The 22,805-nt window shown below is 54.3% G+C and carries 12 protein-coding genes, 2 tRNA genes and 3 rRNA genes; 9 read left to right on the forward strand and 8 right to left on the reverse strand.

The annotated features are described in order from the left end of the window. Positions 1-289: 289 nt before the first annotated feature. On the reverse strand, positions 290-1,048 hold the full coding sequence (locus HNI00_RS12660; RefSeq protein WP_316786677.1) for an ABC transporter ATP-binding protein: 759 nt from the start codon (positions 1,046-1,048) through the stop codon (positions 290-292). A 609-nt stretch (positions 1,049-1,657) separates the two neighbouring features. Next, a complete protein-coding gene (locus tag HNI00_RS12665) occupies positions 1,658-2,896 on the reverse strand; it encodes an FtsX-like permease family protein (RefSeq protein WP_316786679.1) in 1,239 nt (412 codons plus the stop codon). 314 nt (positions 2,897-3,210) lie between these two features. Between HNI00_RS12665 and gloB the strand changes: the two genes are divergently transcribed. From gloB to HNI00_RS12700, 7 genes are all read left to right on the forward strand, one after another. Next, positions 3,211-3,984 (forward strand): hydroxyacylglutathione hydrolase, encoded by a 774-nt coding sequence (gloB, locus tag HNI00_RS12670; protein ID WP_316786680.1) that lies wholly within the window; start codon positions 3,211-3,213, stop codon positions 3,982-3,984. A 508-nt stretch (positions 3,985-4,492) separates the two neighbouring features. Continuing rightward, positions 4,493-5,980 (forward strand): 16S ribosomal RNA (locus HNI00_RS12675). A gap of 115 nt (positions 5,981-6,095) precedes the next feature. Next, a tRNA-Ile gene (locus HNI00_RS12680) sits at positions 6,096-6,169 on the forward strand. Between the two features lie 241 nt (positions 6,170-6,410). Next, positions 6,411-6,483 (forward strand) — tRNA-Ala (locus HNI00_RS12685). A gap of 279 nt (positions 6,484-6,762) precedes the next feature. Next, positions 6,763-9,642, forward strand: a 23S ribosomal RNA gene (locus HNI00_RS12690). A gap of 132 nt (positions 9,643-9,774) precedes the next feature. Continuing rightward, a 5S ribosomal RNA gene (gene rrf / locus HNI00_RS12695) occupies positions 9,775-9,891 on the forward strand. Together the 16S, 23S and 5S rRNA genes with 2 tRNA genes alongside form the textbook arrangement of a ribosomal RNA operon. A gap of 129 nt (positions 9,892-10,020) precedes the next feature. After that, positions 10,021-10,401, forward strand: coding sequence for a single-stranded DNA-binding protein (locus HNI00_RS12700; protein WP_297087195.1), 381 nt, complete (start codon positions 10,021-10,023; stop codon positions 10,399-10,401). Between the two features lie 2 nt (positions 10,402-10,403). Here HNI00_RS12700 and coaE read toward each other — a convergent pair whose 3' ends face one another. From coaE to glgB, 3 genes are read right to left on the reverse strand one after another with little or no spacing between them, the layout of a single operon-like run. Continuing rightward, a complete protein-coding gene (gene coaE / locus HNI00_RS12705) occupies positions 10,404-11,108 on the reverse strand; it encodes a dephospho-CoA kinase (RefSeq protein WP_316786684.1) in 705 nt (234 codons plus the stop codon). Beyond that, the gene (gene cobA / locus HNI00_RS12710; RefSeq protein ID WP_316786686.1) at positions 11,090-12,748 is read right to left on the reverse strand and encodes a uroporphyrinogen-III C-methyltransferase; all 1,659 of its coding nucleotides are present in this window, start codon (positions 12,746-12,748) and stop codon (positions 11,090-11,092) included. The genes coaE and cobA overlap by 19 nt, the downstream gene beginning before the upstream one ends. A gap of 51 nt (positions 12,749-12,799) precedes the next feature. Next, entirely contained in the window at positions 12,800-15,106 is a 2,307-nt protein-coding gene (gene glgB, locus HNI00_RS12715; RefSeq protein WP_316786688.1) for a 1,4-alpha-glucan branching enzyme, read from the reverse strand. 650 nt (positions 15,107-15,756) lie between these two features. Between glgB and HNI00_RS12720 the strand changes: the two genes are divergently transcribed. Next, complete coding sequence (locus HNI00_RS12720; protein ID WP_316786690.1) at positions 15,757-17,697, forward strand: ABC transporter ATP-binding protein; 1,941 nt, start codon at positions 15,757-15,759, stop codon at positions 17,695-17,697. Between the two features lie 30 nt (positions 17,698-17,727). On the opposite strand, the gene HNI00_RS12725 is transcribed toward HNI00_RS12720, so the two are convergent. Beyond that, on the reverse strand, positions 17,728-18,291 hold the full coding sequence (locus tag HNI00_RS12725; RefSeq protein ID WP_420156209.1) for a Uma2 family endonuclease: 564 nt from the start codon (positions 18,289-18,291) through the stop codon (positions 17,728-17,730). 77 nt (positions 18,292-18,368) lie between these two features. Further along, positions 18,369-18,548, reverse strand: a complete 180-nt coding sequence (locus HNI00_RS12730) for a hypothetical protein (RefSeq protein ID WP_316786694.1) — start codon at positions 18,546-18,548, stop codon at positions 18,369-18,371. A gap of 21 nt (positions 18,549-18,569) precedes the next feature. Here HNI00_RS12730 and HNI00_RS12735 point away from each other — a divergent pair, with 21 nt between their 5' ends. Next, positions 18,570-20,345 carry a DUF3352 domain-containing protein gene (locus HNI00_RS12735; protein ID WP_316786696.1) on the forward strand — a complete coding sequence of 592 codons (1,776 nt, stop codon included), beginning with the start codon at positions 18,570-18,572 and terminating at the stop codon, positions 20,343-20,345. 191 nt (positions 20,346-20,536) lie between these two features. Here the strand turns inward: HNI00_RS12735 and HNI00_RS12740 are convergent, their stop codons facing one another. Beyond that, the gene (locus tag HNI00_RS12740) at positions 20,537-22,726 is read right to left on the reverse strand and encodes a GumC family protein (protein ID WP_316786698.1); all 2,190 of its coding nucleotides are present in this window, start codon (positions 22,724-22,726) and stop codon (positions 20,537-20,539) included. Positions 22,727-22,805: the final 79 nt, after the last annotated feature.

Raw genomic sequence — 22,805 nt, forward strand, 5'->3', positions numbered from 1 at the left:
AACGCTCTGCTGAAGAATCTGAAGAAGATGATTGGATTTTGGGCCAGGGCAAAGCGCCAAAGCCGTTACGGGGATTGTAGAAGAACTTCGCTAGGCGCAAAGTAAAGTTTTGCGAAAGCTGGATACCCTATTCGTGATGAGTCTTGGGACGAAGTTGAGTCAGGGCGATCGCCCTCCAGCCCGGCCGCAGCCGCTCCACATCCAGCCATAGCCCCCAGATGATGTTCGATGGCAAGCTCTTTTGATAATGGCGACCTGGAATGGCAACTTGGCGGCTATTTCTTGGCGGCTATTTCAGTCGTCCGTCTTCCAGATACAGCACGCGGTCAGCAACGTCCATAATTCGAGGATCGTGCGTCACGATGAGAACGGTGCGTCCCCGCTCTTTGGCGAGAGTGCTGAGCAGATCGATCACGGCGTGTCCGCTAGTAGAGTCGAGGGCTGCCGTGGGTTCGTCTGCCATAATCAGCGGCGGGTTTCCAGCCAGGGCGCGGGCGATCGCCACTCGCTGTTTCTGTCCGCCGGAGAGGTTCTTGGGCAGGTTTTTGGCGCGACTGCCCAGACCTACGGCTTCCAGCAGCGACAGTGCCTCATGGCGGGCCGCCTTGCCGCGAATGCCCTTCATCTCCAGTGCCAGTTCGATATTCTCTAGGGCCGTCAGCGCGGGAAACAGATTAAAGCCCTGAAAGATGAAACCGATGTTTTGCAGGCGAAATTGCGAAAGCTGCGATCGCGACATTGCAGTAATTTCCTGACCTAGCAGACGAACGCTACCACTTGAAGGAGTCAGGATGCCTGCCAGGATCGAGAGCAGCGTCGTTTTGCCAGAGCCGGACGGCCCCATCAAGAGCTGGATGCTGCCTGCGGGAATTTCTAGGTTAATGTTACTGAGTGCTTGAAACTGCTCGGCTCCTTCTCCGTACACCATTTCTACGCCGCGAGTGGCGATCGCCTCCGACACAGCAGGTGTCAGCTCTCGCTCTGCCAAATACTGAGACGGCAAAGGCACTACGAGGGATGAAGCTAAATTCAGATGCGATACAGTCATGAACTTAGGACGTAAACGGCAGCGTGATCCACAACAACAGGTTGATTAAGGACTGAACCATAGAACTGTGAGGCACTCAGTGACTTCAATCCAATCCTGACATCGGGTATTTGGGTGTGTTCAAAATCAAGGCAAGATCCAGATGTCAAAATAAATTGTCAAAAGTTAGCCCACAGTTCTAATCAACTTAAAATCCTAAAAAAGCTATCCCACTAGACTCCAAAACTGGTTCACAGGTTGCATCCCTTAAGACTTGTCTCTCACTTCTCGCAATAACTTCACGATAGTTTGAATGCCCAAAAGTTGCCTTCACCCGATTGACCGAACACCCATTTTCTGTATACGAAGACCTCAAACCTGTCCTAATCAATGCTTCACGTGCAAAACCCCCAAATTCGGAATCCGTCTCTCTTTGGGCAGATCTAAACCTATCTAAACTTCAACTTGAGTTGCAAATCATCATCCCTGCTATAAACGGCTCTTAATCTTCATCTAGTGTAATAAGCCTTTCTACTCACACTCCGTAACCCTAGACACGAAAATATTTGCGTTTTTATAAAGTTTTGACTGGGCTTAAATGTCACATCTAGCTTCCCAAACTGCAAACCTCTAAGCCTTGAACACAATAGCCGGGTCAACATGGGTCACTTTCTGAATTGCAAACAGTGCTGAAGTAACGCACATTCCAACCGTAATGCCCAAAATGCCAATGGCGGTCACTGGTGTAATCAGAATCGTGATGCCCTGCGTTGCAAAAGTCCAGGCTCCTAACCCTAGACACAGCGCCACGCTGGGAATATAGCCCAAAATTGCCATCCATAGCGCTTGCTCGATGATGATGCGGTAAATTACCCAGTCGGATGCGCCCATTGCTTTCAAAGTGCCAAATTCTCGAATATGGTCGGCGACCGATGAGTATAAAATTTGTCCTACAATTACCATTCCCACAATGACACCCACAGTAGCACCTAAGCCTAATACAAAGCCGATCCCCGTGCGCTGCACCCAATACCTCTGTGTCAAATTAGACATCTCTTCTTTGGTATAAGCCTTGGTATTAGGCAAGGCTTGTTCTAATCGGCGCTTAAGCGCTTCCAGATCGGTTCCGGGTTCTGCTTTGACTAAGACGTAGGTAATGACATCTGTGGGAGAGAGGGGGCGAGGTTCTGGCACAGCATCGGGATTGATCGTCCGCTCAAACAGGTTGCTGCAAATCAGTTGACCGTCCTGTAAGCGGCAGCTTGTGGTGGACGTGTAAGCAGAATTCAGATAGGCATTTGCGTTTTTGAGGGAAGTAAAAACGTAGGTGCTGGATGCAATCGATTGTGTGCCTCGCGTAAAGCCGACCACTCGTGTTGGCAATGAGCCGATATTGGCGCGATCGCCCACCTGGCTGACATGGATCGACGCTCGGTTTGCTTGATCTGGGATCACGGTGTAGGGCTGCTGCAAATCCTCTACCCTGCCCTCCGACAAGTTTCCATAGTTAAATAGACTGCCAGCCGGGTCGAACCCAATAATTTGCACGGTGGAAATGTCGCCGCTGGGACTCCGCCACGTTGTGGTTCGCGTAATCATCGCCTCAGCCACAGCTACACCTTCTACTGCTTGTGCCTGCTGCACCATTCCTGCCGGAATTGGAAGTGTAAGCTGTAGATTCACCATTTCCTGGGCCCCAACCCAAATGTCTGCCCTAGAGCCGTCAACTAAGGTGCTGGTTGAGCGGCTAAATCCGTTCAAAATGCCTGTCTGAATCGTTACCAAGCTAACGGCAAACATGATCCCGGCCTGGGCAACGAGAAACCGGGGAATATCCTCAAATAGGTTTTTGCGAGCAACTGAAGCCATGCGGTAGATCGGCCCAGTAGGCCGCTGAGGGCAGATTCAGTAAACGAAATCAAACCCGTATGCAGAATTGGCACGCAGATTTGTACGCATACACTTCTTCACTGTACGTTGCTGAGTGATTTGATTTGTGCCAAGTTGTGCCACTCGGCGTAACTGTCTGGAATTACTGTCTGGAATTAAAGGCGGTGGCTTGTACCCGCACTTGGTCGGACACAAATGTAGCGCTGGTCAGCAGGCTTGAAATGAGTCTACGGTAAGGATCAGATAAGACGTTTAGACACCACTGAACCTATCTCACACAATCTCACTTCCCCATGCAAATCCATCGTCTTCCAGCCCTGTCAGACAATTACATCTTTGTGCTGTATTTCCCTGATACGCATCAAGCGGCCGTTGTCGATCCTGCGGAAGCAGAGCCAGTCTTGGACTGTTTGTTCAGCCTGGATGCTCGGCTTGTGGCAATTCTGAATACGCATCACCACCGAGATCACGTCGGGGGCAACCTGGCACTGTTGCAGCGCTTTCCCGATGCAGTGGTCTACGGTGGCGCAGAAGATCGGGAACGGATTCCAGGACAGCAGCAATTTTTGAAGGAGGGCGATCGCGTTGTATTGGGCGATCGCCCAGCCGACATCCTCTTCGTCCCCGGCCACACCCGCGCTCATATTGCCTACTACTTTCCACCCGCTAGCTCAGGGCATCCAGGTGATCTGTTCTGTGGAGATACCCTTTTCGCAGGCGGCTGCGGGCGCTTATTTGAAGGCACTCCCACTCAAATGGTTCACTCTCTGTCCAAACTCCGTGCCTTGCCAGACAACACAAATATCTGGTGCGCTCATGAATACACGCTGAAGAATCTTCAGTTTGCGCTCTCAGTCGATCCCGAAAATCAGGCTTTAGAACTGCGCTACCAGGAAACACTCCGCCAGCAACAGCTTCAACAGCCCACAGTGCCATCACTCCTAGAAGTCGAAAAACAAACCAATCCTTTTCTGCGATGGGACACACCCGCACTCCAAGCAGCCATGAACACATCAGACCCCGTGCAAAGCTTTGCTCGCTTACGAGGAAAAAAGGATATGTGGTAAAGCGCGTACAAAGAAAAATCTTGAGACAATTTTAGAGAGGCAATTGCGGACTACTCTCCCCCGACAGGAAACAGATCAAGCGGTCAACCCCTTACCCAGCGGGAGTTTCAAGTTCTGGGAGTTTTTTTTGAAAAAGGTGTTGACAGATATAGGGAGATAGAGCTACATTAGTAAAGCGGTCGGGAGGACAGCCGAAGCGGAGTGAAAGCGAAGCAAGGCTAAAGTCTCGCCGCCCGAACCTAGAAAAGATAATAGTTTGGAAGCCAGAATAACATCTGTGACCCGTTAATGCAAATATCGGGGGAGTTATTTCTGAGATTTCAGAGATTTTTCAGGGAGATTGATATTTAGGGACTAGCTCTTGAACTAGTTCGTAGAGATTGATTTTTCTTGAAGAGTCGAGAGACGAGGGAATAGCTTTTCTGAATTAACGAAACACAAAGAGATTATTTAGGTAATCTCAAACCGGAACGAGAGTTCTGGAGCCAAGAAACTCTAAATGGAGAACAACATGGAGAGTTTGATCCTGGCTCAGGATGAACGCTGGCGGTCTGCTTAACACATGCAAGTCGAACGGGGTGCTTCGGCACCTAGTGGCGGACGGGTGAGTAACGCGTGAGAATCTGCCCTTAGGACGGGGACAACAGCTGGAAACGGCTGCTAATACCCGATGTGCCGAGAGGTGAAACATTTATGGCCTGAGGATGAGCTCGCGTCTGATTAGCTAGTTGGTGGGGTAAGAGCCTACCAAGGCGACGATCAGTAGCTGGTCTGAGAGGATGATCAGCCACACTGGGACTGAGACACGGCCCAGACTCCTACGGGAGGCAGCAGTGGGGAATTTTCCGCAATGGGCGCAAGCCTGACGGAGCAAGACCGCGTGCGGGAGGACGGCCTATTGGTTGTAAACCGCTTTTGATAGGGAAGAAGCTCTGACGGTACCTATCGAATCAGCATCGGCTAACTCCGTGCCAGCAGCCGCGGTAATACGGAGGATGCAAGCGTTATCCGGAATTATTGGGCGTAAAGCGTCCGTAGGTGGTTGTTCAAGTCTGCTGTTAAAGCGTGCGGCTTAACCGCATACCAGCAGTGGAAACTGGACGACTAGAGTGCGGTAGGGGTCAGGGGAATTCCCAGTGTAGCGGTGAAATGCGTAGATATTGGGAAGAACACCGGTGGCGAAAGCGCCTGACTGGACCTGCACTGACACTGAGGGACGAAAGCTAGGGGAGCGAAAGGGATTAGATACCCCTGTAGTCCTAGCCGTAAACGATGGACACTAGGTGTTGCCCGTATCGACCCGGGCAGTGCCGTAGCCAACGCGTTAAGTGTCCCGCCTGGGGAGTACGCTCGCAAGAGTGAAACTCAAAGGAATTGACGGGGGCCCGCACAAGCGGTGGAGTATGTGGTTTAATTCGATGCAACGCGAAGAACCTTACCAGGGCTTGACATGTCCAGAACCCTTCTGAAAGGAGGGGGTGCCTTCGGGAACTGGAGCACAGGTGGTGCATGGCTGTCGTCAGCTCGTGTCGTGAGATGTTGGGTTAAGTCCCGCAACGAGCGCAACCCTCGTTTTTAGTTGCCATCATTGAGTTGGGCACTCTAGAGAGACTGCCGGTGACAAACCGGAGGAAGGTGGGGATGACGTCAAGTCAGCATGCCCCTTACGTCCTGGGCTACACACGTACTACAATGCTGCGGACAAAGGGTTGCAAGCTCGCGAGAGCAAGCTAATCCCATAAACCGTGGCTCAGTTCAGATTGCAGGCTGCAACTCGCCTGCATGAAGGAGGAATCGCTAGTAATCGCAGGTCAGCATACTGCGGTGAATACGTTCCCGGGCCTTGTACACACCGCCCGTCACACCATGGGAGTTGGCCACGCCCGAAGTCGTTACTCCAACCCTCGGGAGGAGGACGCCGAAGGCAGGGCTGATGACTGGGGTGAAGTCGTAACAAGGTAGCCGTACCGGAAGGTGTGGCTGGATCACCTCCTTTTAGGGAGACCTACCCACTTTAGAGTCGAACGCACAGTGCAAATAGATTCAAAGTCGGTCATCCCAAGGTCGTTCGGATTACAGATGGGCTTCCAAACTATACTGGTTCGGTTTATGGGCTATTAGCTCAGGTGGTTAGAGCGCACCCCTGATAAGGGTGAGGTCCCTGGTTCGAGTCCAGGATGGCCCACCTTTGAAAAAGGGAAAAGCGAAGAATGAAGAGGGAAAAGAGACGAGAGCAAGCAAAGCCTCTGTAACGAAGTCTACGAAACTTTTTCTGTAACGAAGTCTGTTCTGCAACGGGTCTTTGAGTTTTGCTTGGAACCTTACGAATCGTTCCTTACGAATCGTTTAAGTTGCACTAGGCTTCAGATTTTGCTCTTGTTCTTTCATTGTTTTTTCTTCGTTCTTCAATTTTCTGATTTTCGTATGGGGGTTTAGCTCAGTTGGTAGAGCGCCTGCTTTGCAAGCAGGATGTCAGCGGTTCGAGTCCGCTAACCTCCACTGAGGAATCTTGAATCCTCATGAAGCGATAGCTAGTCAGCTTGTTTAGAAGGCAACTTGTTTAGTAGTCCACTTAGCTTAGTCCAGCAACTTATCTTGTTCACCGGGTTAAGGAAGACCAAGAGAGCCTGCTGGATTAAACCAGCCAGAACCTTGAAAACTGCATAGAAAATTGTCAGGTAGCAGACAGCGAAAGTTGGCGGAAGAATAACAGCCTGCCGTCGATTGAAGCTGTCACTATCACAGACACCAATGTAAGCAAGACGAAAGCGAAAAAGTGGTCAAGCTACAAAGGGCTGATGGTGGATACCTAGGCACACAGAGGCGAAGAAGGACGCGGTTACCTGCGATAAGCCACGGGGAGCTGGAAGCAAGCATTGATCCGTGGGTTTCCGAATGGGGCAACCCCCAGTACTACCACCTGAATCCATAGGGTGGAAAGAGCGAACCCAGCGAATTGAAACATCTTAGTAGCTGGAGGAAGAGAAAGAAAACTCGATTCCCTTAGTAGCGGCGAGCGAAGCGGGAAGAGCCTAAACCAGGGGTTTTAACTCCTGGGGTTGTGGGACAGCGATATGGACTCTAGCGGCTAGACGAAGCAGCTGAATACTGCACCAGAGAAGGTGAAAGTCCTGTAGTCGAAAGCTTAAAGATACTAGCTGAATCCCGAGTAGGCCGGAGCACGTGGAATTCCGGTTGAATCATCGAGGACCACCTCGAAAGGCTAAATACTCCTGTGTGACCGATAGTGAACCAGTACCGCGAGGGAAAGGTGAAAAGAACCCCGGGAGGGGAGTGAAATAGAACATGAAACCGTCAGCCTACAAGCAATCGAAGCCCGATTAAACGGGTGACGGTGTGCCTGTTGAAGAATGAGCCGGCGACTTATAGGCACTGGCAGGTTAAGCCGAGAATGGCGAAGCCAAAGCGAAAGCGAGTCTGATAAGGGCGAAAGTCAGTGTTTATAGACCCGAACCCCGGTGATCTAACCATGGCCAGGATGAAGCTTGGGTAAAGCCAAGTGGAGGTCCGAACCGACTGATGTTGAAAAATCAGCGGATGAGCTGTGGTTAGGGGTGAAATGCCAATCGAACCGGGAGCTAGCTGGTTCTCCCCGAAATGTGTTGAGGCGCAGCGGTAGAGATTATAGCGGGGGGGTAAAGCACTGATTCGGTGCGGGCTGCGAGAGCGGTACCAAATCGAGTCAAACTCTGAATACCCCGTGTACACTCTGCCAGTGAGACGGTGAGGGATAAGCTCCATCGTCAAGAGGGAAACAGCCCAGACCACCAGCTAAGGTCCCCAAATCATCGCTAAGTGGCAAAGGAGGTGGGAGTGCATAGACAACCAGGAGGTTTGCCTAGAAGCAGCCACCCTTAAAAGAGTGCGTAATAGCTCACTGGTCAAGCGCTCCTGCGCCGAAAATGAACGGGACTAAGCGATGTACCGAAGCTGTGGGATATATCTATCGATGTATCGGTAGGGGAGCGTTCTGTAGTAGTTAGAAGCATCAGCGGAAGCAGGTGTGGACGAAGCAGAAGTGAGAATGTCGGCTTGAGTAGCGCAAACATTGGTGAGAATCCAATGCCCCGAAATCCCAAGGGTTCCTCCGGAAGGCTCGTCCGCGGAGGGTTAGTCGGGTCCTAAGGCGAGGTCGAAGGACGTAGTCGATGGACAACAGGTTAATATTCCTGTACCGATATGTAGTTGTGCAGAGGGACGGAGAAGGCTAACACAGCCAGAGGTTGGTTACTGGTTCAAGCGTCCGAGGCGATGAGGAGCGGCGAAAACGTTCCGAGTTGAGGCGTGAGTACGAGGAGATACGTCTCCGAAGTGTGTGATGTCAGGCTTCCAAGAAAAGCTCTAAACACGTTAACTGCATATTGCCCGTACCCTAAACCGACACAGGTGGGATGGTTGAGAATACTCAGGGGCGCGAGATAACTCTCTCTAAGGAACTCGGCAAAATGGCCCCGTAACTTCGGAAGAAGGGGTGCCACCGAGAGGTGGTCGCAGTGAAGAGTCCCAGGCGACTGTTTACCAAAAACACAGGTCTCCGCTAAGTCGCAAGACGATGTATGGGGGCTGACGCCTGCCCAGTGCCGGAAGGTTAAGGAAGTCGGTCAGCGCAAGCGAAGCTGGCGACCGAAGCCCCGGTGAACGGCGGCCGTAACTATAACGGTCCTAAGGTAGCGAAATTCCTTGTCGGGTAAGTTCCGACCCGCACGAAAGGCGTAACGATCTGGGAGCTGTCTCGGAGAGAGGCTCGGCGAAATAGGATTGTCTGTGAAGATACGGACTACCTGCACCTGGACAGAAAGACCCTATGAAGCTTTACTGTAGCCTGGTATTGGGTTCGGGCTTTGACTGCGCAGGATAGGTGGGAGACTGTGAAGCAATCCTTGTGGGGGTTGCTGAGTCAACGGTGAGATACCACTCTGTCAGAGCTAGAATTCTAACTGAATGCCGTTATCCGGCTTTGGGACCGTATCAGGTGGGCAGTTTGACTGGGGCGGTCGCCTCCTAAAAGGTAACGGAGGCGCGCAAAGGTTCTCTCAGGCTGGTTGGAAATCAGCCGTAGAGTGTAAAGGCAGAAGAGAGCTTGACTGCGAGAGCTACAACTCGAGCAGGGTGGAAACACGGCCTTAGTGATCCGACGGCGCTGAGTGGAAGGGCCGTCGCTCAACGGATAAAAGTTACTCTAGGGATAACAGGCTGATCTCCCCCAAGAGTTCACATCGACGGGGAGGTTTGGCACCTCGATGTCGGCTCATCGCAACCTGGGGCGGTAGTACGTCCCAAGGGTTGGGCTGTTCGCCCATTAAAGCGGTACGTGAGCTGGGTTCAGAACGTCGTGAGACAGTTCGGTCCATATCCGGTGCAGGCGTAAGAGTATTGAGAGGATTCTTCCTTAGTACGAGAGGACCGGGAAGAACGCACCGCTGGTGTACCTGTTATCGTGCCAACGGTAGACGCAGGGTAGCCAAGTGCGGAGTGGATAACCGCTGAAAGCATCTAAGTGGGAAGCCCACCTCAAGATGAGTACTCTCATGGCAAAAGCCAGTAAGGTCACCCGCAGAACACGGGTTAATAGGCTCTAGATGGAAGTGCAGTGATGTATGAAGTCGAGGAGTACTAACAGACCGAGGGCTTGACCTCTGTTTCGTGTCTTGAATTTAAGTGTGTGTCTGGACGATTTTCTGTGCAGCCTTCTGGGTTCTCTCTTCTAGTGGGGTCTTCTGGAAAGAAGATTTCTCGTGTGGAGGAGAGTCTAGACAACCCAATAAGTTTCCTGGTGCCTATGGCGGTGTGGAACCACGCTCATCCATCCCGAACTGAGTTGTGAAACGCACCTGCGGCGAAGATAGTTGGTGGGTAGCTGCCTGCAAAAATAGCTCGGTGCCAGGGCGATAATGAAACCCCCTCGGATGATTAATTCCGAGGGGGGTTTGTTTATTTAAATTACCCTGTTATGTCTTTTGCTCTGGGGGGAATAATAGCCTTGTCAAGTGCTTTTCACACTCAGGGTGCGTCATTATGGCGAGTGTTGGTTTGAACAAATGGATCGTCAGTGGTAATTTGGGCGCTGATGCTCAGATGAAAACGGTTGATTTGCGGAATGGAGAGAAGGCTCAGGTTGCTGAGGCAACGCTTTACGTTCGTAGTCCTCGAAATCGCGATGAGTCTTTTACGGTGTCGTTAAGTATTTGGGAGAGGTCTGCGGCCTGGCGCAAGCTCCCGTATTTGAAGAAGGGATCTTTAATTATTTGTACGGGAAATTTGGAACCTAATCCTTACATTTCAAGCAACGGTAATGTTCCAAAGGCTGGACTGTCGATGACAGTGCTGGATATTGATTTGGATATTGTGCGTGATGGAAGTGATAGTGATTCTGATGAATCGCTATCTGCTGCCTAGCGTCAAGAGGCTGATGATTCTGATGCGTGTTGGAGTGCCCAGTCGATCTGTTTGAACAAGTCGTCCAGGGTTGAGGTGTTTTGAATGATGACGTTAGCGTGGCTGATTTTCTGACTGATTGGCATTTGGCTGTCGATGCGAGCGTGGATCTGTTCTAGGCTGAGGCGGCCGTTGCCGGAGCCTTCTACGTCTCGCTGCATGAGTCGTTCGATTTGCTGTTCGCGAGGGCAGTTGACGACCCAGATTTCGTTGACTAGATCTGTCATGCGGGCTTCGAATAGGAGTGGCACGACGACGACTGCGATCGCCTCTCGCCGCCGTGCCAATTCCTGTAGCTCTGCGGTGATACGATCTCGCACGTAGGGATGAATGCGCTGCTCGATCCAAAGACGTTCTGGCGGACTATGGAAGATAATTTCTCCGAGTCGGGCGCGATCGAGTCGTCCATTGGGCATGAGGATACTTGGCCCATATCGTTCCACAATTTCATGGAGTACGGCACACCCAGGTTCAACTGCTTCTCGTGCATATACATCGGCATCTAGTACGGGAAGTTGTCGGACTGTTGCTAGATAGTTTGAAATCGTGGTTTTTCCCATTCCAACGCCGCCAGTGAGTCCAATTGTGCGGGGGGGCGCACTCCGGGTAGAACTATAGCCGCAATCGCTCATAGAGTCACCCTGCTTGTTTAGGAACTCTTTGCCCATTTGACTAATGCTTGCGTCAATCCCTCCAAAGTATACTCTTCTGCCTCTATGTCCACTCGTCCAAATGCGGCTTGGCAGGCTTGTGAGGTTTGGGGACCGATCGATGCCAAGCAGATAGAGCTTGACAGTAAGCTGGGATCAGTGCCTAGAGTTTGACAAAAAGCGGTGAAAAGTTGCTTGAAGCAGTGTACTGTTTTCGAGCTTGCAAACGTAATGATATCGACGTTTTGGTTTTGAAAGGCGTGTTGTACTTCTGCCGCGATGGCTTTCGCGCAGCCTGATTCGTAAGCAGGGACTTCGACGACTGCTGCGCCGCTGTGGGTAAAAGCCTGAACGAGAACGTCTCGACCGCCCGTTTCGACTCTGGGGAAGAGAATGTTTAACCCTTGCAGGGGTTCGGGAAAATGCTCGACTAGGGCATCGGCCACAAAGTCAGGCGGGATAAAGTCGGGCTGAATGCCATAGTGCTGGAGCTGGGCGGCTGTTTTTTGTCCAACCACAGCGATTTTGATTCCGTTTAGGGAGCGGGAGTCCTGATTTTGGGCAAACAGGCGCTGAAAGAAGGCATCAACCCCGTTTGTTGAGGTCAAGATCAGCCAGTGGAACTTGGACAGACGGGCGATCGCCCCATCGAGGGCATCCCAGCTTGAGGGCGGGCCTATCTCCAGAGTCGGCATTTCCAACACGGTTGCGCCCTGGGCTTGCAGGAGTTGTGTAAAGGAGCTAGATTGTCCTGCGGCGCGGGTTACTATCACTGTTTTGCCGGAGAGGGGCAGCGGCATGGGCTGGTCTGCTGGAGAATTTATCTGCAAGGTGGAGTTGGACACGGGCGCGATTGCAGGTGACGAGGGAACTGAGCTAACTCCATTTTGGGCTGAGGACGGGGGATCGAGATAGGGGCGGAGGGCGACAACTTCACCAATTGTAATGACGGCGGGTGACAGCGCTTCGTGGGCGGTTTGTCGTACGACCGCTTCCAGAGTGCTTGTCCACACTTGCTGCTGAGGATGCCCGGCCCAGCGAATAATGGCGATGGGGGTGTGGGGCGATCGCCCGTTGGCAATTAACCGCTCCACAATGACCGCAAGCTGCTGGGTTCCCATCAGCACGACCAGCGTATCGATCCCCGCCAGCGCTTGCCAATTGAGCGCATCTGGCTCATGGGCACTCACTACGGCAAAGCTGCGGCTTAGCACCGGGTCTGTGAGAGGGATGCTTGCCAGCAGGGGCCCTGCCAGGGCTGAGGAAATGCCAGGGATGACTTCAAAGTGACAGCCTGCTGCGTTCAAGGCCTGAATTTCAGACGCAGTCCGCCCAAAGATGAACGGGTCGCCGCTTTTGAGCCGAACAACTTGCAGCCCTTGCTGACACAGGTCAACCAAAAGGCGATCGATTTCTGATTGCTTGAGGCTGGGTTGTCCCCCGCGCTTTCCGACGTGAATACGCTGGCAGCTTGGTGGCGCAAGGTCGAGCAACTCTGGAGAAACAAGCGCATCGTAGACAACCGCTTCAGCCTGCTCCAAGCGCGATCGCCCCTGCAAGGTCAGGTAATCTGGCAGCCCTGGGCCCGCGCCGACAATGGACACGAATCCTGTCGGCACACTGTCAGGACGCAAAGCCCGGTGGGGGGCGATCGCCATCAATCTCTACCTGTAAATGACACAAAAACCGGCTCAGGAGATTCGCTAAGGTTATTCCGCCGGAGGCTCCGAACCCGCAATCTCGCGAGTCTTGCTGCGATCGACCTTCAGCACCAGCACCCCCAACGGCGGCAGGCAAAGATCGATCGAGTAAGGACGGCCGTGGAACGACCACTCATCAGCCCACTTTCCGCCCAGGTTACCCATGTTGCTACCACCATATTCCCGCGAATCGCTATTAAACAACTCACGATAGAATCCAGGTTCTGGCACACCGACGCGATAGTGCGCGTGAGGCTGGGGCGTAAAGTTGCAGACCGTAATCACATATTCCTGAGGATCTTTGCTCTGTCGAATGAAAGATACAACGCTGTGGCGATTGTCGTTGCAATCAATCCACTCAAAACCGTCGTAGGAAAAGTCTTGCGTGTAGAGCGCTGGCTCACTCCTATAGAACTCGTTGAGCTTGCTGACGAAATGCTTCAGCTTTTGGTGTGGTTCGTATTGCAGCAGATGCCACTCCAGGTCGCCCCACACGTTCCACTCACTCCACTGGCCAAACTCGTTGCTCATGAAGAGCGTCTTCTTGCCCGGATGCGTGTACATGTAGGTATATAAGCATCGCAGGTTGGCATATTTTTGCCATTCATCTCCTGGCATCTTGCCGATCATGGCGCTCTTTCCATGCACCACCTCATCATGGGAAAACGCCAGCATAAAGTTTTCGCTGAAGGCGTACATGATGCTGAAGGTGATGTTGTTTTGGTGGAACTGGCGGAACCACGGGTCCATGTGGAAATAGTCCAACATGTCGTGCATCCAGCCCATGTTCCACTTCAGGTTAAACCCAAGCCCGCCAACGTAGGTTGGCCAGGACACCATCGGCCAGGTTGTTGACTCCTCTGCAATGCTGAGGATGCCGGGGAAGTAGCTAAAAATAACGTGGTTCATCTGGCGCAAGAAGTCTGCCGCTTCCACGTTTTCTCGACCGCCATATTGATTAGTCACCCATTCTCCAGGCTTACGCTGATAGTCCAGATAAAGCATGGAGGCGACCGCATCAACCCGGATGCCGTCGATATGATACTTGTCGAACCAGAACAGGGCATTAGCAACGAGAAAGTTGCGAACCTCGTTACGAGAGTAGTTGAAGACCAGCGTGCCCCACTCCTTGTGTTCGCCCTTACGCGGGTCAGCGTGTTCATAGAGGTGCGTGCCGTCGAATAGTGCCAGCCCGTGACCGTCTTTAGGGAAATGACCCGGAACCCAATCTACCAGAACGCCGATGCCATTTTGATGGCACTGATCGATGAAATACATCAGGTCTTGGGGAGAGCCGTAGCGCGAGGTCGCAGCGTAATAGCCAGTGACTTGATATCCCCAGGAGCCATCAAAGGGATGTTCGGCGATCGGCAGTAGTTCGATATGGGTGAAGCCCAATTCCTTGACGTAGGGAATGAGCTTGTCAGCAAGTTCACGATAGGTCAGAAAGCGTGCGCCCGGTTTGAGGTCGGCGACAATGACAGGCGGCTCTTCGGTTCCATCAGGGCGGATATAGGGTTCGGCGGAGGAGGCGTGGAGCCAGGAACCGAGGTGGACTTCGTAAACAGAGATGGGCTGGGTTAGCGGATCGGTCTGGCGGCGCTTTTCGATCCAATCTTGATCCTGCCATTCATAGGTTTCCAGGTCTGCCACGATAGAGGCAGTTTTGGGGCGCACCTCTTGGAAGAACCCGTAGGGATCGGACTTTTCGTAAATATGCCCTTCCTGGTTTTTGATTTCGTATTTGTAGTGCGTGCCCACGCCTAGTCCTGGAATGAATAGCTCCCAGATGCCGTTTCCTATGCGACGCATCTGGTGCTTGCGGCCATCCCACCAATTGAAGTCACCCAGTACGGAAACGTTTCGGGCATTGGGTGCCCAGACGGCGAAGTATACGCCCTTGACCCCATCGACTTCGGTGAGGTGGGCACCAAGTTTTTCGTAGATTCGGTGATGGTTGCCCTCGGCAAAGAGGTGGATGTCGAAGTCGGTCAGCAGTGGCGAGCGAAAGGCATAGGGATCGTAGGTGACCCGCTCGTGGTCGCCCTCTTTGATGCGGAGTTGATAGTTGGAAAGTTCTGCACGATCCAGCAGGCACTCAAAAAAGTGGGGATGGTGAGTGCTTTCCATCGGGTACTCGGTGCGCTCTTCGGGGCACACCACCCAGGCTGCATCGGCATTTGGCAGATAGGCGCGAACAACCCAAACCGTTTTGTCGTCTTGTGTGATCTGGTGGGGGCCTAGTACCTCGAAGGGGTCGTGGTGCTGGTTCCAGACAATGCGATTAACCTGGTCGGGTGCAACGGTCGATGACATGAAACTACCTGCCTGCAAGAGCAATCTAGACTAAGGGGCGGACGTAGCAAAACTCAACTTGACCTTACTATACAGGTCGCTTTGTCCAGTTCATCTATCTATCCTGATGGAACTATCCTGACGGAATTGGTGGATGCACGCTAATGCGGAGTGTGGCTGCGGGGTGCAGATGGGCGATCGCCCCTGAACAGGTCAATGAACAGTGAGCGTTAAATCACTGCTGCCAACCTGACCCAGTTCCCAAGTACAAACATTAATACACACACCAAGTAAAAACACTCTGGGCGATCCGTGACCAATACTAGGAGCAATCCGTAAGCAATCCGTGAGCAATCCGTAAAAGGTCAGTTGGGGTCAGGAACTCAAAATGTCTAAGAGTTTTGTAAACAAAACCCAACATTTGTTTATTTATCTGTAATAAACCGTAGCAAATTACGGCTCAAGTCTCAAACGATGTTTAATTTTCTGGAAAACAAAAAATACTGCTAGACCCTTTGGAGCAGCGAGGTGTCAAACCTCAAACTTTCCATCCATACAAAGGCGCGATCGCAGGTGTGGACAGAGGCGTGGGGGATTTCTTGCCGACGCTGCTAGAATCACTAGAATTACAGGTATCTTTGCAAACTCACTGATCCTTTGGATCGTTCGCTATGCCAAATGTCGTTGATTCCGCGCCAGTGCTTGAGGTTCGCAACTTGCAGGTGCAGTTCAAAACCGAAGATCGGCTGAATACCGCAGTTGACAACATTTCGGTGCAGGTGAAGCCGGGACAGACGCTGGGCATTGTGGGCGAATCGGGGTCGGGGAAGTCGGTCACGTCGCTGGCAGTGATGGGGCTGCTGCCGCGGCCCGCGGGGCGGGTGACGGCGGGCGAAATCTGGTTTCGCGAGTCGCCGGAGGCAGAACCCGTGAACCTGCTGGCGCTGAGCGAGGAACAGCGGCGACGGCTGCGGGGCGGCAAGATTTCGATGATTTTTCAGGAGCCGATGAGTTCGCTGAACCCGGTTTATACCTGTGGGTTTCAACTCGTGGAGGCGATTCGACAGCACACGGATATTTCCGAGGCTGAGGCGCGGCGGCGGGCGATGGGGCTGCTGCAAGAGGTGCGGCTGTTGCCCAGCGATGCGGAACTGGAGCGGCGCGTGGTGGAAGATTGGCAGAAGCGCGTGCCCACGGTGGGACGTGGGGGCGTAACGGAGCGGGAACTGAGCGATCGCCAGATTCAGCAAGCGGTGATCCGTCAGAAGCAGGCGATGCTCGACCGCTATCCACATGAACTCTCCGGCGGGCAAATCCAGCGGGTGATGATTGCGATGGCGATTTCCTGCAATCCGGTGCTGCTGATTGCCGACGAGCCGACGACGGCGCTGGATGTGACGGTGCAGGCGACGATTCTGGGCTTACTGCGAGAATTGCGCGATCGCCGCAATATGTCCATTATTTTCATTACCCACGACCTGGGTATTATTGCCGAAATTGCCGACTCGGTGGCGGTGATGTATCGCGGGCGGGTGATGGAGATGGGCCCGGTGATGGACATTTTTTCTAACCCCCAGCATCCCTATACGCGGGGGCTGCTGGCGTGTCGTCCCCAGCCGGATCGTCGCCTGCGGTTTTTGCCGACGGTGGCAGACTTTATGGAGGTGGAGACCGGGCCCGACGGGGCGATCGCCATTACCGAAAAGCCGATGGATCGGGAACGCCAGCGCCAGTTGAGCGACGAGATTACCGATGCCGAGAGCCAGGAGCGGCTGGCTACCTTGCAGGGGCGATCGCCCTTAGTGTCTGTGGAAAATCTGGAAGTCGGCTTTCCGGTGCGCGGTCTGTTTGGCAGAACCCAGCGCTATCTGCTGGCGGTCAACGGCGTGACCTTTCAGGTGTATCCGGGTGAAACGCTGGGGCTGGTGGGCGAGTCGGGCTGCGGTAAATCTACCCTGTCGCGGGCGCTGCTGCGGCTGATTCCCACGATGGGTGGGCGGATTGTCTTTGACGGGCAAGACGTGACCCACCTGGATCAGCGCCAGCTCCGGCAGCTTCGCCGCGACATGCAGATTATTTTCCAGGACCCCTTCAGCGCCCTCGACCCGCGCATCAGCATTGGTGCGGCCGTGCTGGAGCCGCTGAAGATTCACAACATCGGCAACGCCCGCAGCCGCCAGGAGCGTGTCGCCTACCTGCTAGAGCGCGTTGGGCTAGACCCGCGCTGGAGCAACCGCTATCCCCACGAGTTTTCCGGTGGGCAGCGACAGCGCATCTGCATTGCCCGCGCTTTGGCGCTAAACCCGCGCTTTATTGTGTGCGATGAGTCGGTTTCGGCGCTGGATGTGTCGGTGCAGGCGCAGGTGCTGAATTTGCTGAAGGAATTGCAGGACGAATTTAAGCTGACCTACATTTTTATTTCCCATGACCTCAGCGTGGTGAAATTTATGAGCGATCGCATTATGGTGATGAATCGCGGCCGCATCGAGGAAATCGGCCCGGCAGAGCAAATCTATCGCCAGCCCCAGCAGCCCTACACGCGCCAGCTAATCAGCGCGATTCCAGCGGGCACGCTCGACGCGATTCGTCAGCGGCAATCTCAGCCCGGTTAAGGTGGCTAACTGTCCTGGGTGAGGGCTAAGCTATTGAAAAACCGCCTGAACCCGCAGCGAAAACCCCGGTAGCAGCGGCGAAGTGAGTTCATCCTGCGGCGAGAACGTTCCAACCAGACGCAGCATTCCTTCACTGTGACGATACACCGCGATCGTCTGAGCCTGCCAATCCACAATCCAATATTCCTGCACCCCATGCAGCGAATAGAGCTTAAGTTTGAATTCTTTGTCTCGTTGCTGATTCTGCGCCCCCTCCGAAAGAATTTCCACGACCAGTTCTGGGGCGATGATGAAATGTCCTGCCTGATCGATTCCGGCTGCCAACCGCTGATGACTCGCCCACACCACATCGGGAATCACCGCATCCGTCGGCGTAAACACCAGACCGGGCGTTTGGTAGGCATGACCTAACCCTGTTTCGTCTGACCAAACTTCGAGCCGTGTGCTAATCCGATTGGCAGCACCTTGATGGCGAATATGTGGAGCGTCGGTCACGTAAAGCTCTCCATCAACAATCTCATAGCGCTTCCAGCCCCCATCATCAGGCATGACTTCAAGGTCTCTGGTTGTCCATTTCAGAGAGTCTGCCACCATAGAATTTACCGCTGGAAGTTATTGATGGAGTTTTGGATTAATTATACTGGAGCGTCGAGAATGGTGGCGATTTGGCTCTAAAACGGCTCGTCCCACGGTTCCCCCAGCAGCCACGCAAACAGCAGCCCGCCGAGGGCGATCGCCAGCCACACGGGCCAATGGAACAAATGGTTGACCAATGCAATCGGGAAGTAGACCACCGCTTGCACCAGCGCCAGCGTGATGAAAAATGCCATCAGACCGATTGCAAACGCCACGATTTGACCTGCTCCTTTGCGATGCGTGCAACCCCATGCTACAGCAAAGCGATTGGAGCGAAAGCCGTCTGCATTGCCCCACTTCCTCGCTATCCTGATGGCAGCATCGGCATGAAAGGAAAGAAAGACATGAATCAAAAAAAGCCCAAGGGAAACGGTGCGGGGGCGTGGCTGGTGACTGGGGCGGCGATCGCCCTGATTGCAGGCGGCGGGCTGGGCTACTGGCTCTCTCGCCAGCCCAAACCGGGCGCAGTCTCCGATGTACCCGCTGGGCTGGAAGCCGCCCCCCGCGATGCGCTGCTGGCGCTGTCGATTTCTACCCGCCCGGCCCAGTGGCGACAACTGCGTGAATTTGGCACGCCCCAGACCCGTGCCCGACTCGATCAAGCGCTGGTGAACTGGCGCGATCGCCTGCTCACGTCCAAGGGCTATCGCTATGCTCAGGACATTCAGCCCTGGGTGGGCGACGAGGTGACGCTGGTGCTGCTGGCTCCGGCTGCGGAAACCGAAAAACCGCCTGCCCTCTGGATCTTGCCGATCGAGGATGTCGAAAAGGCACAGCAAAGCCTGTCGCGACTGGGGGCGGGCGCATCTGCCCCTACTCGCAGCCACAAGGGCATTGCCCTCCGCACCCTCGCGGGAACCGAAGGACAGACCCTCAGCGCGGCGGTGCTGGAGGATCGCCTGGTGCTGTTGTCGGACACGGCATCGGCGATTGAACGGGCGATCGACACCTATCAGGGCGGCGAGGCGCTGACCCAGTTGCCGAATTATTCCCTGGCCCTGGCGCAAACGGCCGTGCCTGAACCCTTTGCGCGGCTGTATGTCAACGGGCCCCAGGCAAAGGCGATCGCCGCTGCGAATTCTATCCAGCCAGCGCCGCTGTTGGGCCTAACGCCCCTACAAAACAATCAGGGTCTAGTCGCCAGTGCCCGTCTTACCGAAACGGGGGTGCAACTGCGGGGTTTTAACTGGCTACCCGCCGACAGTCAGAATCGCTATCGGGTGGTCAACAATGCCGGAGATTTGCCGAAGCGATTGCCAGACGATGCGCTGATGGTGGTTTCGGGCAGCAGCTTCCAGCAGTTTTGGCAGGGCTATAGCCAGCAGGGCAGCGTAGTCAATCCCCGTAATCCGCTGAACCCCAACATGCTCCGCGAAGGGCTGCTCAGCACCACTGGGCTGAACCTGGAAACGGATCTGGTGGACTGGATGAATGGTGAATTTGCTCTGGCGCTGTTGCCGCAGCCCGATGCGACGGGCGAACGTCGTCTGTCGCTGGCCTGGGTGGCGGAAACGAGCGATCGCCCCGCAGCAGAGGCCTCCCTTGCCAAATTAGACGAAGTGATGGGCAGCCGCTATCGGTTTCGCGTTACCCGGGCAGAGGTGGGTGGGCAACCCGTGGTGGGCTGGGCATCGCCCTTTGGCTCGATCAACGCAACCCACGGCTGGCTAAACAACAACACCGCCTTTTTGACTCTGGGCACGGGCACGCTTCCCAGCCTGCTGCCCCAGTCCGAAACGCCCCTGGCCACCGACCCAGATTTTGTTGCCGCCACCGCGACCCGATTGAACAGTCCAAACGGGCAATTTTTTGTTGATATTGAGCGGTTGCTCACCAGCGACACGCCCCTGCCGCTGCCCAATTTGCCCAATGGCACCGAGGTTTTTCTGACGGGAATGCGATCGCTCGGCATCACTACCGCCATCGAGGGCGATCGCACCACGCGCTATGACCTGAATTTGACGCTGAAAAAATCGACCGAACCCGTTGCGCCCCTGCCACCGCCAGAGTAGGCAGGGTTGGAGATTTTGGGTTTTGGTTAGTGTCCCGATTTATTCGCCACCCTCAAGATGACCGATCAAGAGCAACCATGCTGTAAGGGTTTCAGCGATTGCTGGATCGAGATGGCGAAAAACTAAGGACACTAACGCAAATCCAAAATCGCAATCTTCGTTCTTCGTTCTTCGTTCTTCGTTTTTCTCTCTTAAACCCTCGTGTAAGCAGAATAGACTACCTTTTCGTTGACCCGCACCCGGTTCGCCACAATGCCCAAAATCGGCAGGTTCGACACGCGGAAGGTTTCCAGCGCGTCGGACAATTGCTTGCGCTGCACCTGACCCAGTCTGGCGACGATCAGCGTGCCGTTGGTGTAGGCGGCGACGACGCTGGAATCTGCCAGGTTCAGAATCGGTGGTGTATCGTAAATCACCAGGTCAAACAGGCCAGCGCACTGGCGGGCGACTTCCTGCATCCGGGGCGACGTGAGCAGACGGATGGGGTTGGGAGCCATTGAGCCTGCGGTGATGACGTAGAGCGAGGAGTCGGGCGATCGCCGTCGGATCACCTGCTTTAGCGACACATCGTTATCGCTCAGCAAATCTGTCAAACCCAGATCATTCGGCAGGCTCAGTCGCTCGTGCAGCGTCGGCCGCCGCAAATCTGCATCCACTAGCAGCACCCGCTGCCCCAGCGAGGCCGCCGCCTGCGCCAGATACAGCGCCACGGTAGATTTGCCTTCCTCCGGCGTGGCAGAGCTAATGGCGAGCGATCGCAGCGGTTGCGACGCACTCAGCAAATTCACCCGCGTCAGCAAGGACTGGAACGACTCCAGAAACAACGGCGAGAGCTGCTGGTCAGCCGTGAAAATTGGCATCGGCTGGAGCGGAATCTGCCCCAGCACAGGCAGCCTCGCCCCGGACTTCAGTTCATCCGGCGCGTGATAGCGATCGGCCAGGATTTCGATCAGCAGCCCCACGCCAATGCCCAGCAGCGACCCTAACAATGCTGCGAGAAGCAAATACTGGCTAACGTTAATGCTGGCGATGTTGGTTGGATCGCCGTTCGCATTACGCAGCAGGGTCGGCGGGTTGATCAACTCCCACGGGGTTTGCTCCTGGGCAGCATCGACTTGGAGCGCCTTTTGACGGGCCGAAAACTCGGTGAGGATGCCAGTGGCAATGTTGAGCTGTCGCTGGAGTTCGTCGTATTCGTTGGCGGCGGCAGGCAGATTGCGGATCTGCTGCTGGATCTGGCTCTCGGACTGGGCGATCGCCCGGTTTCGGTCTTCTAGCACACGGATCTGGTCTTCGACTTTATCCAGCACGCGCCGTGCTTCGCGGTTAATCAACTGCTGGATGTTGTCGCGCCGCTCCTGGAGATACTGCATGTCGGGGTTCAGGTCGGTCATGCGGGCAGACTCGGTGGCCAGTTCTGCTTCATATTGCTGAAATAGTCCTAGCAGCGTGCCGTATTCAGGAGCCTGGCTGAGAATGGCGACGGGATCATTGGCAGCTAGGGCCGCATAGCGCGATCGCGCTTCGACCAGGTTGGTATTTGCCGCCAGTCGCTCTTGCCGCAAAGTGCCCGACTGCTGCGTCAGCTGCGTGCCCTCCAGAGCAGGATCAATCAGTGTGTTGCGCTCCCGAAAAGCTTGCAGCCGCGCCTGGAGGCGATCGACCTGCTCCTGCAATGCCGGGAGCTGGTCATCAATGAACTTTACCGCTTGCCCAATGCTGGTTTGGCGCTGCTCCAGGGCGTATTTTAAGTAATTACCTGAAAGCTCTTCCAGCGCAGCCAGCACCACTGCTGGATCACTATCTTGATAGGAGACTCGGATGATTTTCGTGTTTTCGTCTCTGTTGCCGATGCGGTTGCTGAGACGTTCCACCACAAGCCGCCGCTCCAAAATCTGCCGCGCAACTTCATCGGTCAAGTTGGGATCACGCGCCTGGAGGCGATCGACTAGGGGCTTGATCAGTTGCGGATTGCGGAGAATCCGAATTTGAGTAGGGTAGTCTAACCTTGGCCGACTCACGTCTGTGTTGCCAACTCCGTCAACTTGGGCAGCCGTTGTTTGGCGACTGGCCTGGACATCGCTGGTAACTGGCTCTACGAGTAAATCAAAGCTGCCGATGTAAGACGGTGGCGTGTTGCTTGCCTGGTTCAAGATCAAAAACGCGGCGGCTGCTGTAGTGCCAGTAGCCACGCCCAGGATAATTGGGGCGCGTCGCCGCAGCGCTGCAAAGACCCAGCCGATATTCCAGGATTCTTCTCCCGCAGCGCTATTTATAGTAGCCTGATCGACTGTCTCTAGCCTGGCCAGAACGGGTTCTGACGTGGGCCAGCCAAAGCGCTGGGGATTGGAATTGGGTTGAAAGTTGGGTTCGCTTTTCATAGGCTGCTGAGAATCTGTGGGAGGCTTGACAACAACGTTCCGAGTGTTGAGATAGATTCCCAAGATCGGTCGGTTGCTC

Origin of the sequence: Thermoleptolyngbya oregonensis NK1-22 (assembly GCF_032705245.1) — a bacterium.
GTDB classification, from domain to species: Bacteria; Cyanobacteriota; Cyanobacteriia; order Elainellales; family Elainellaceae; genus Thermoleptolyngbya; species Thermoleptolyngbya sichuanensis.

Coding starts and splice junctions, on each gene's coding strand:
- HNI00_RS12660 (WP_316786677.1), bottom strand. CDS start 1,048: ATGACTGTATCGCATCTGAATTTAGCTTCATCCCTCGTAGTGCCTTTG.
- HNI00_RS12665 (WP_316786679.1), bottom strand. CDS start 2,896: ATGGCTTCAGTTGCTCGCAAAAACCTATTTGAGGATATTCCCCGGTTT.
- gloB (WP_316786680.1), top strand. CDS start 3,211: ATGCAAATCCATCGTCTTCCAGCCCTGTCAGACAATTACATCTTTGTG.
- HNI00_RS12700 (WP_297087195.1), top strand. CDS start 10,021: ATGGCGAGTGTTGGTTTGAACAAATGGATCGTCAGTGGTAATTTGGGC.
- coaE (WP_316786684.1), bottom strand. CDS start 11,108: ATGGGCAAAGAGTTCCTAAACAAGCAGGGTGACTCTATGAGCGATTGC.
- cobA (WP_316786686.1), bottom strand. CDS start 12,748: ATGGCGATCGCCCCCCACCGGGCTTTGCGTCCTGACAGTGTGCCGACA.
- glgB (WP_316786688.1), bottom strand. CDS start 15,106: ATGTCATCGACCGTTGCACCCGACCAGGTTAATCGCATTGTCTGGAAC.
- HNI00_RS12720 (WP_316786690.1), top strand. CDS start 15,757: ATGCCAAATGTCGTTGATTCCGCGCCAGTGCTTGAGGTTCGCAACTTG.
- HNI00_RS12725 (WP_420156209.1), bottom strand. CDS start 18,291: ATGGTGGCAGACTCTCTGAAATGGACAACCAGAGACCTTGAAGTCATG.
- HNI00_RS12735 (WP_316786696.1), top strand. CDS start 18,570: ATGCGTGCAACCCCATGCTACAGCAAAGCGATTGGAGCGAAAGCCGTC.
- HNI00_RS12740 (WP_316786698.1), bottom strand. CDS start 22,726: ATGAAAAGCGAACCCAACTTTCAACCCAATTCCAATCCCCAGCGCTTT.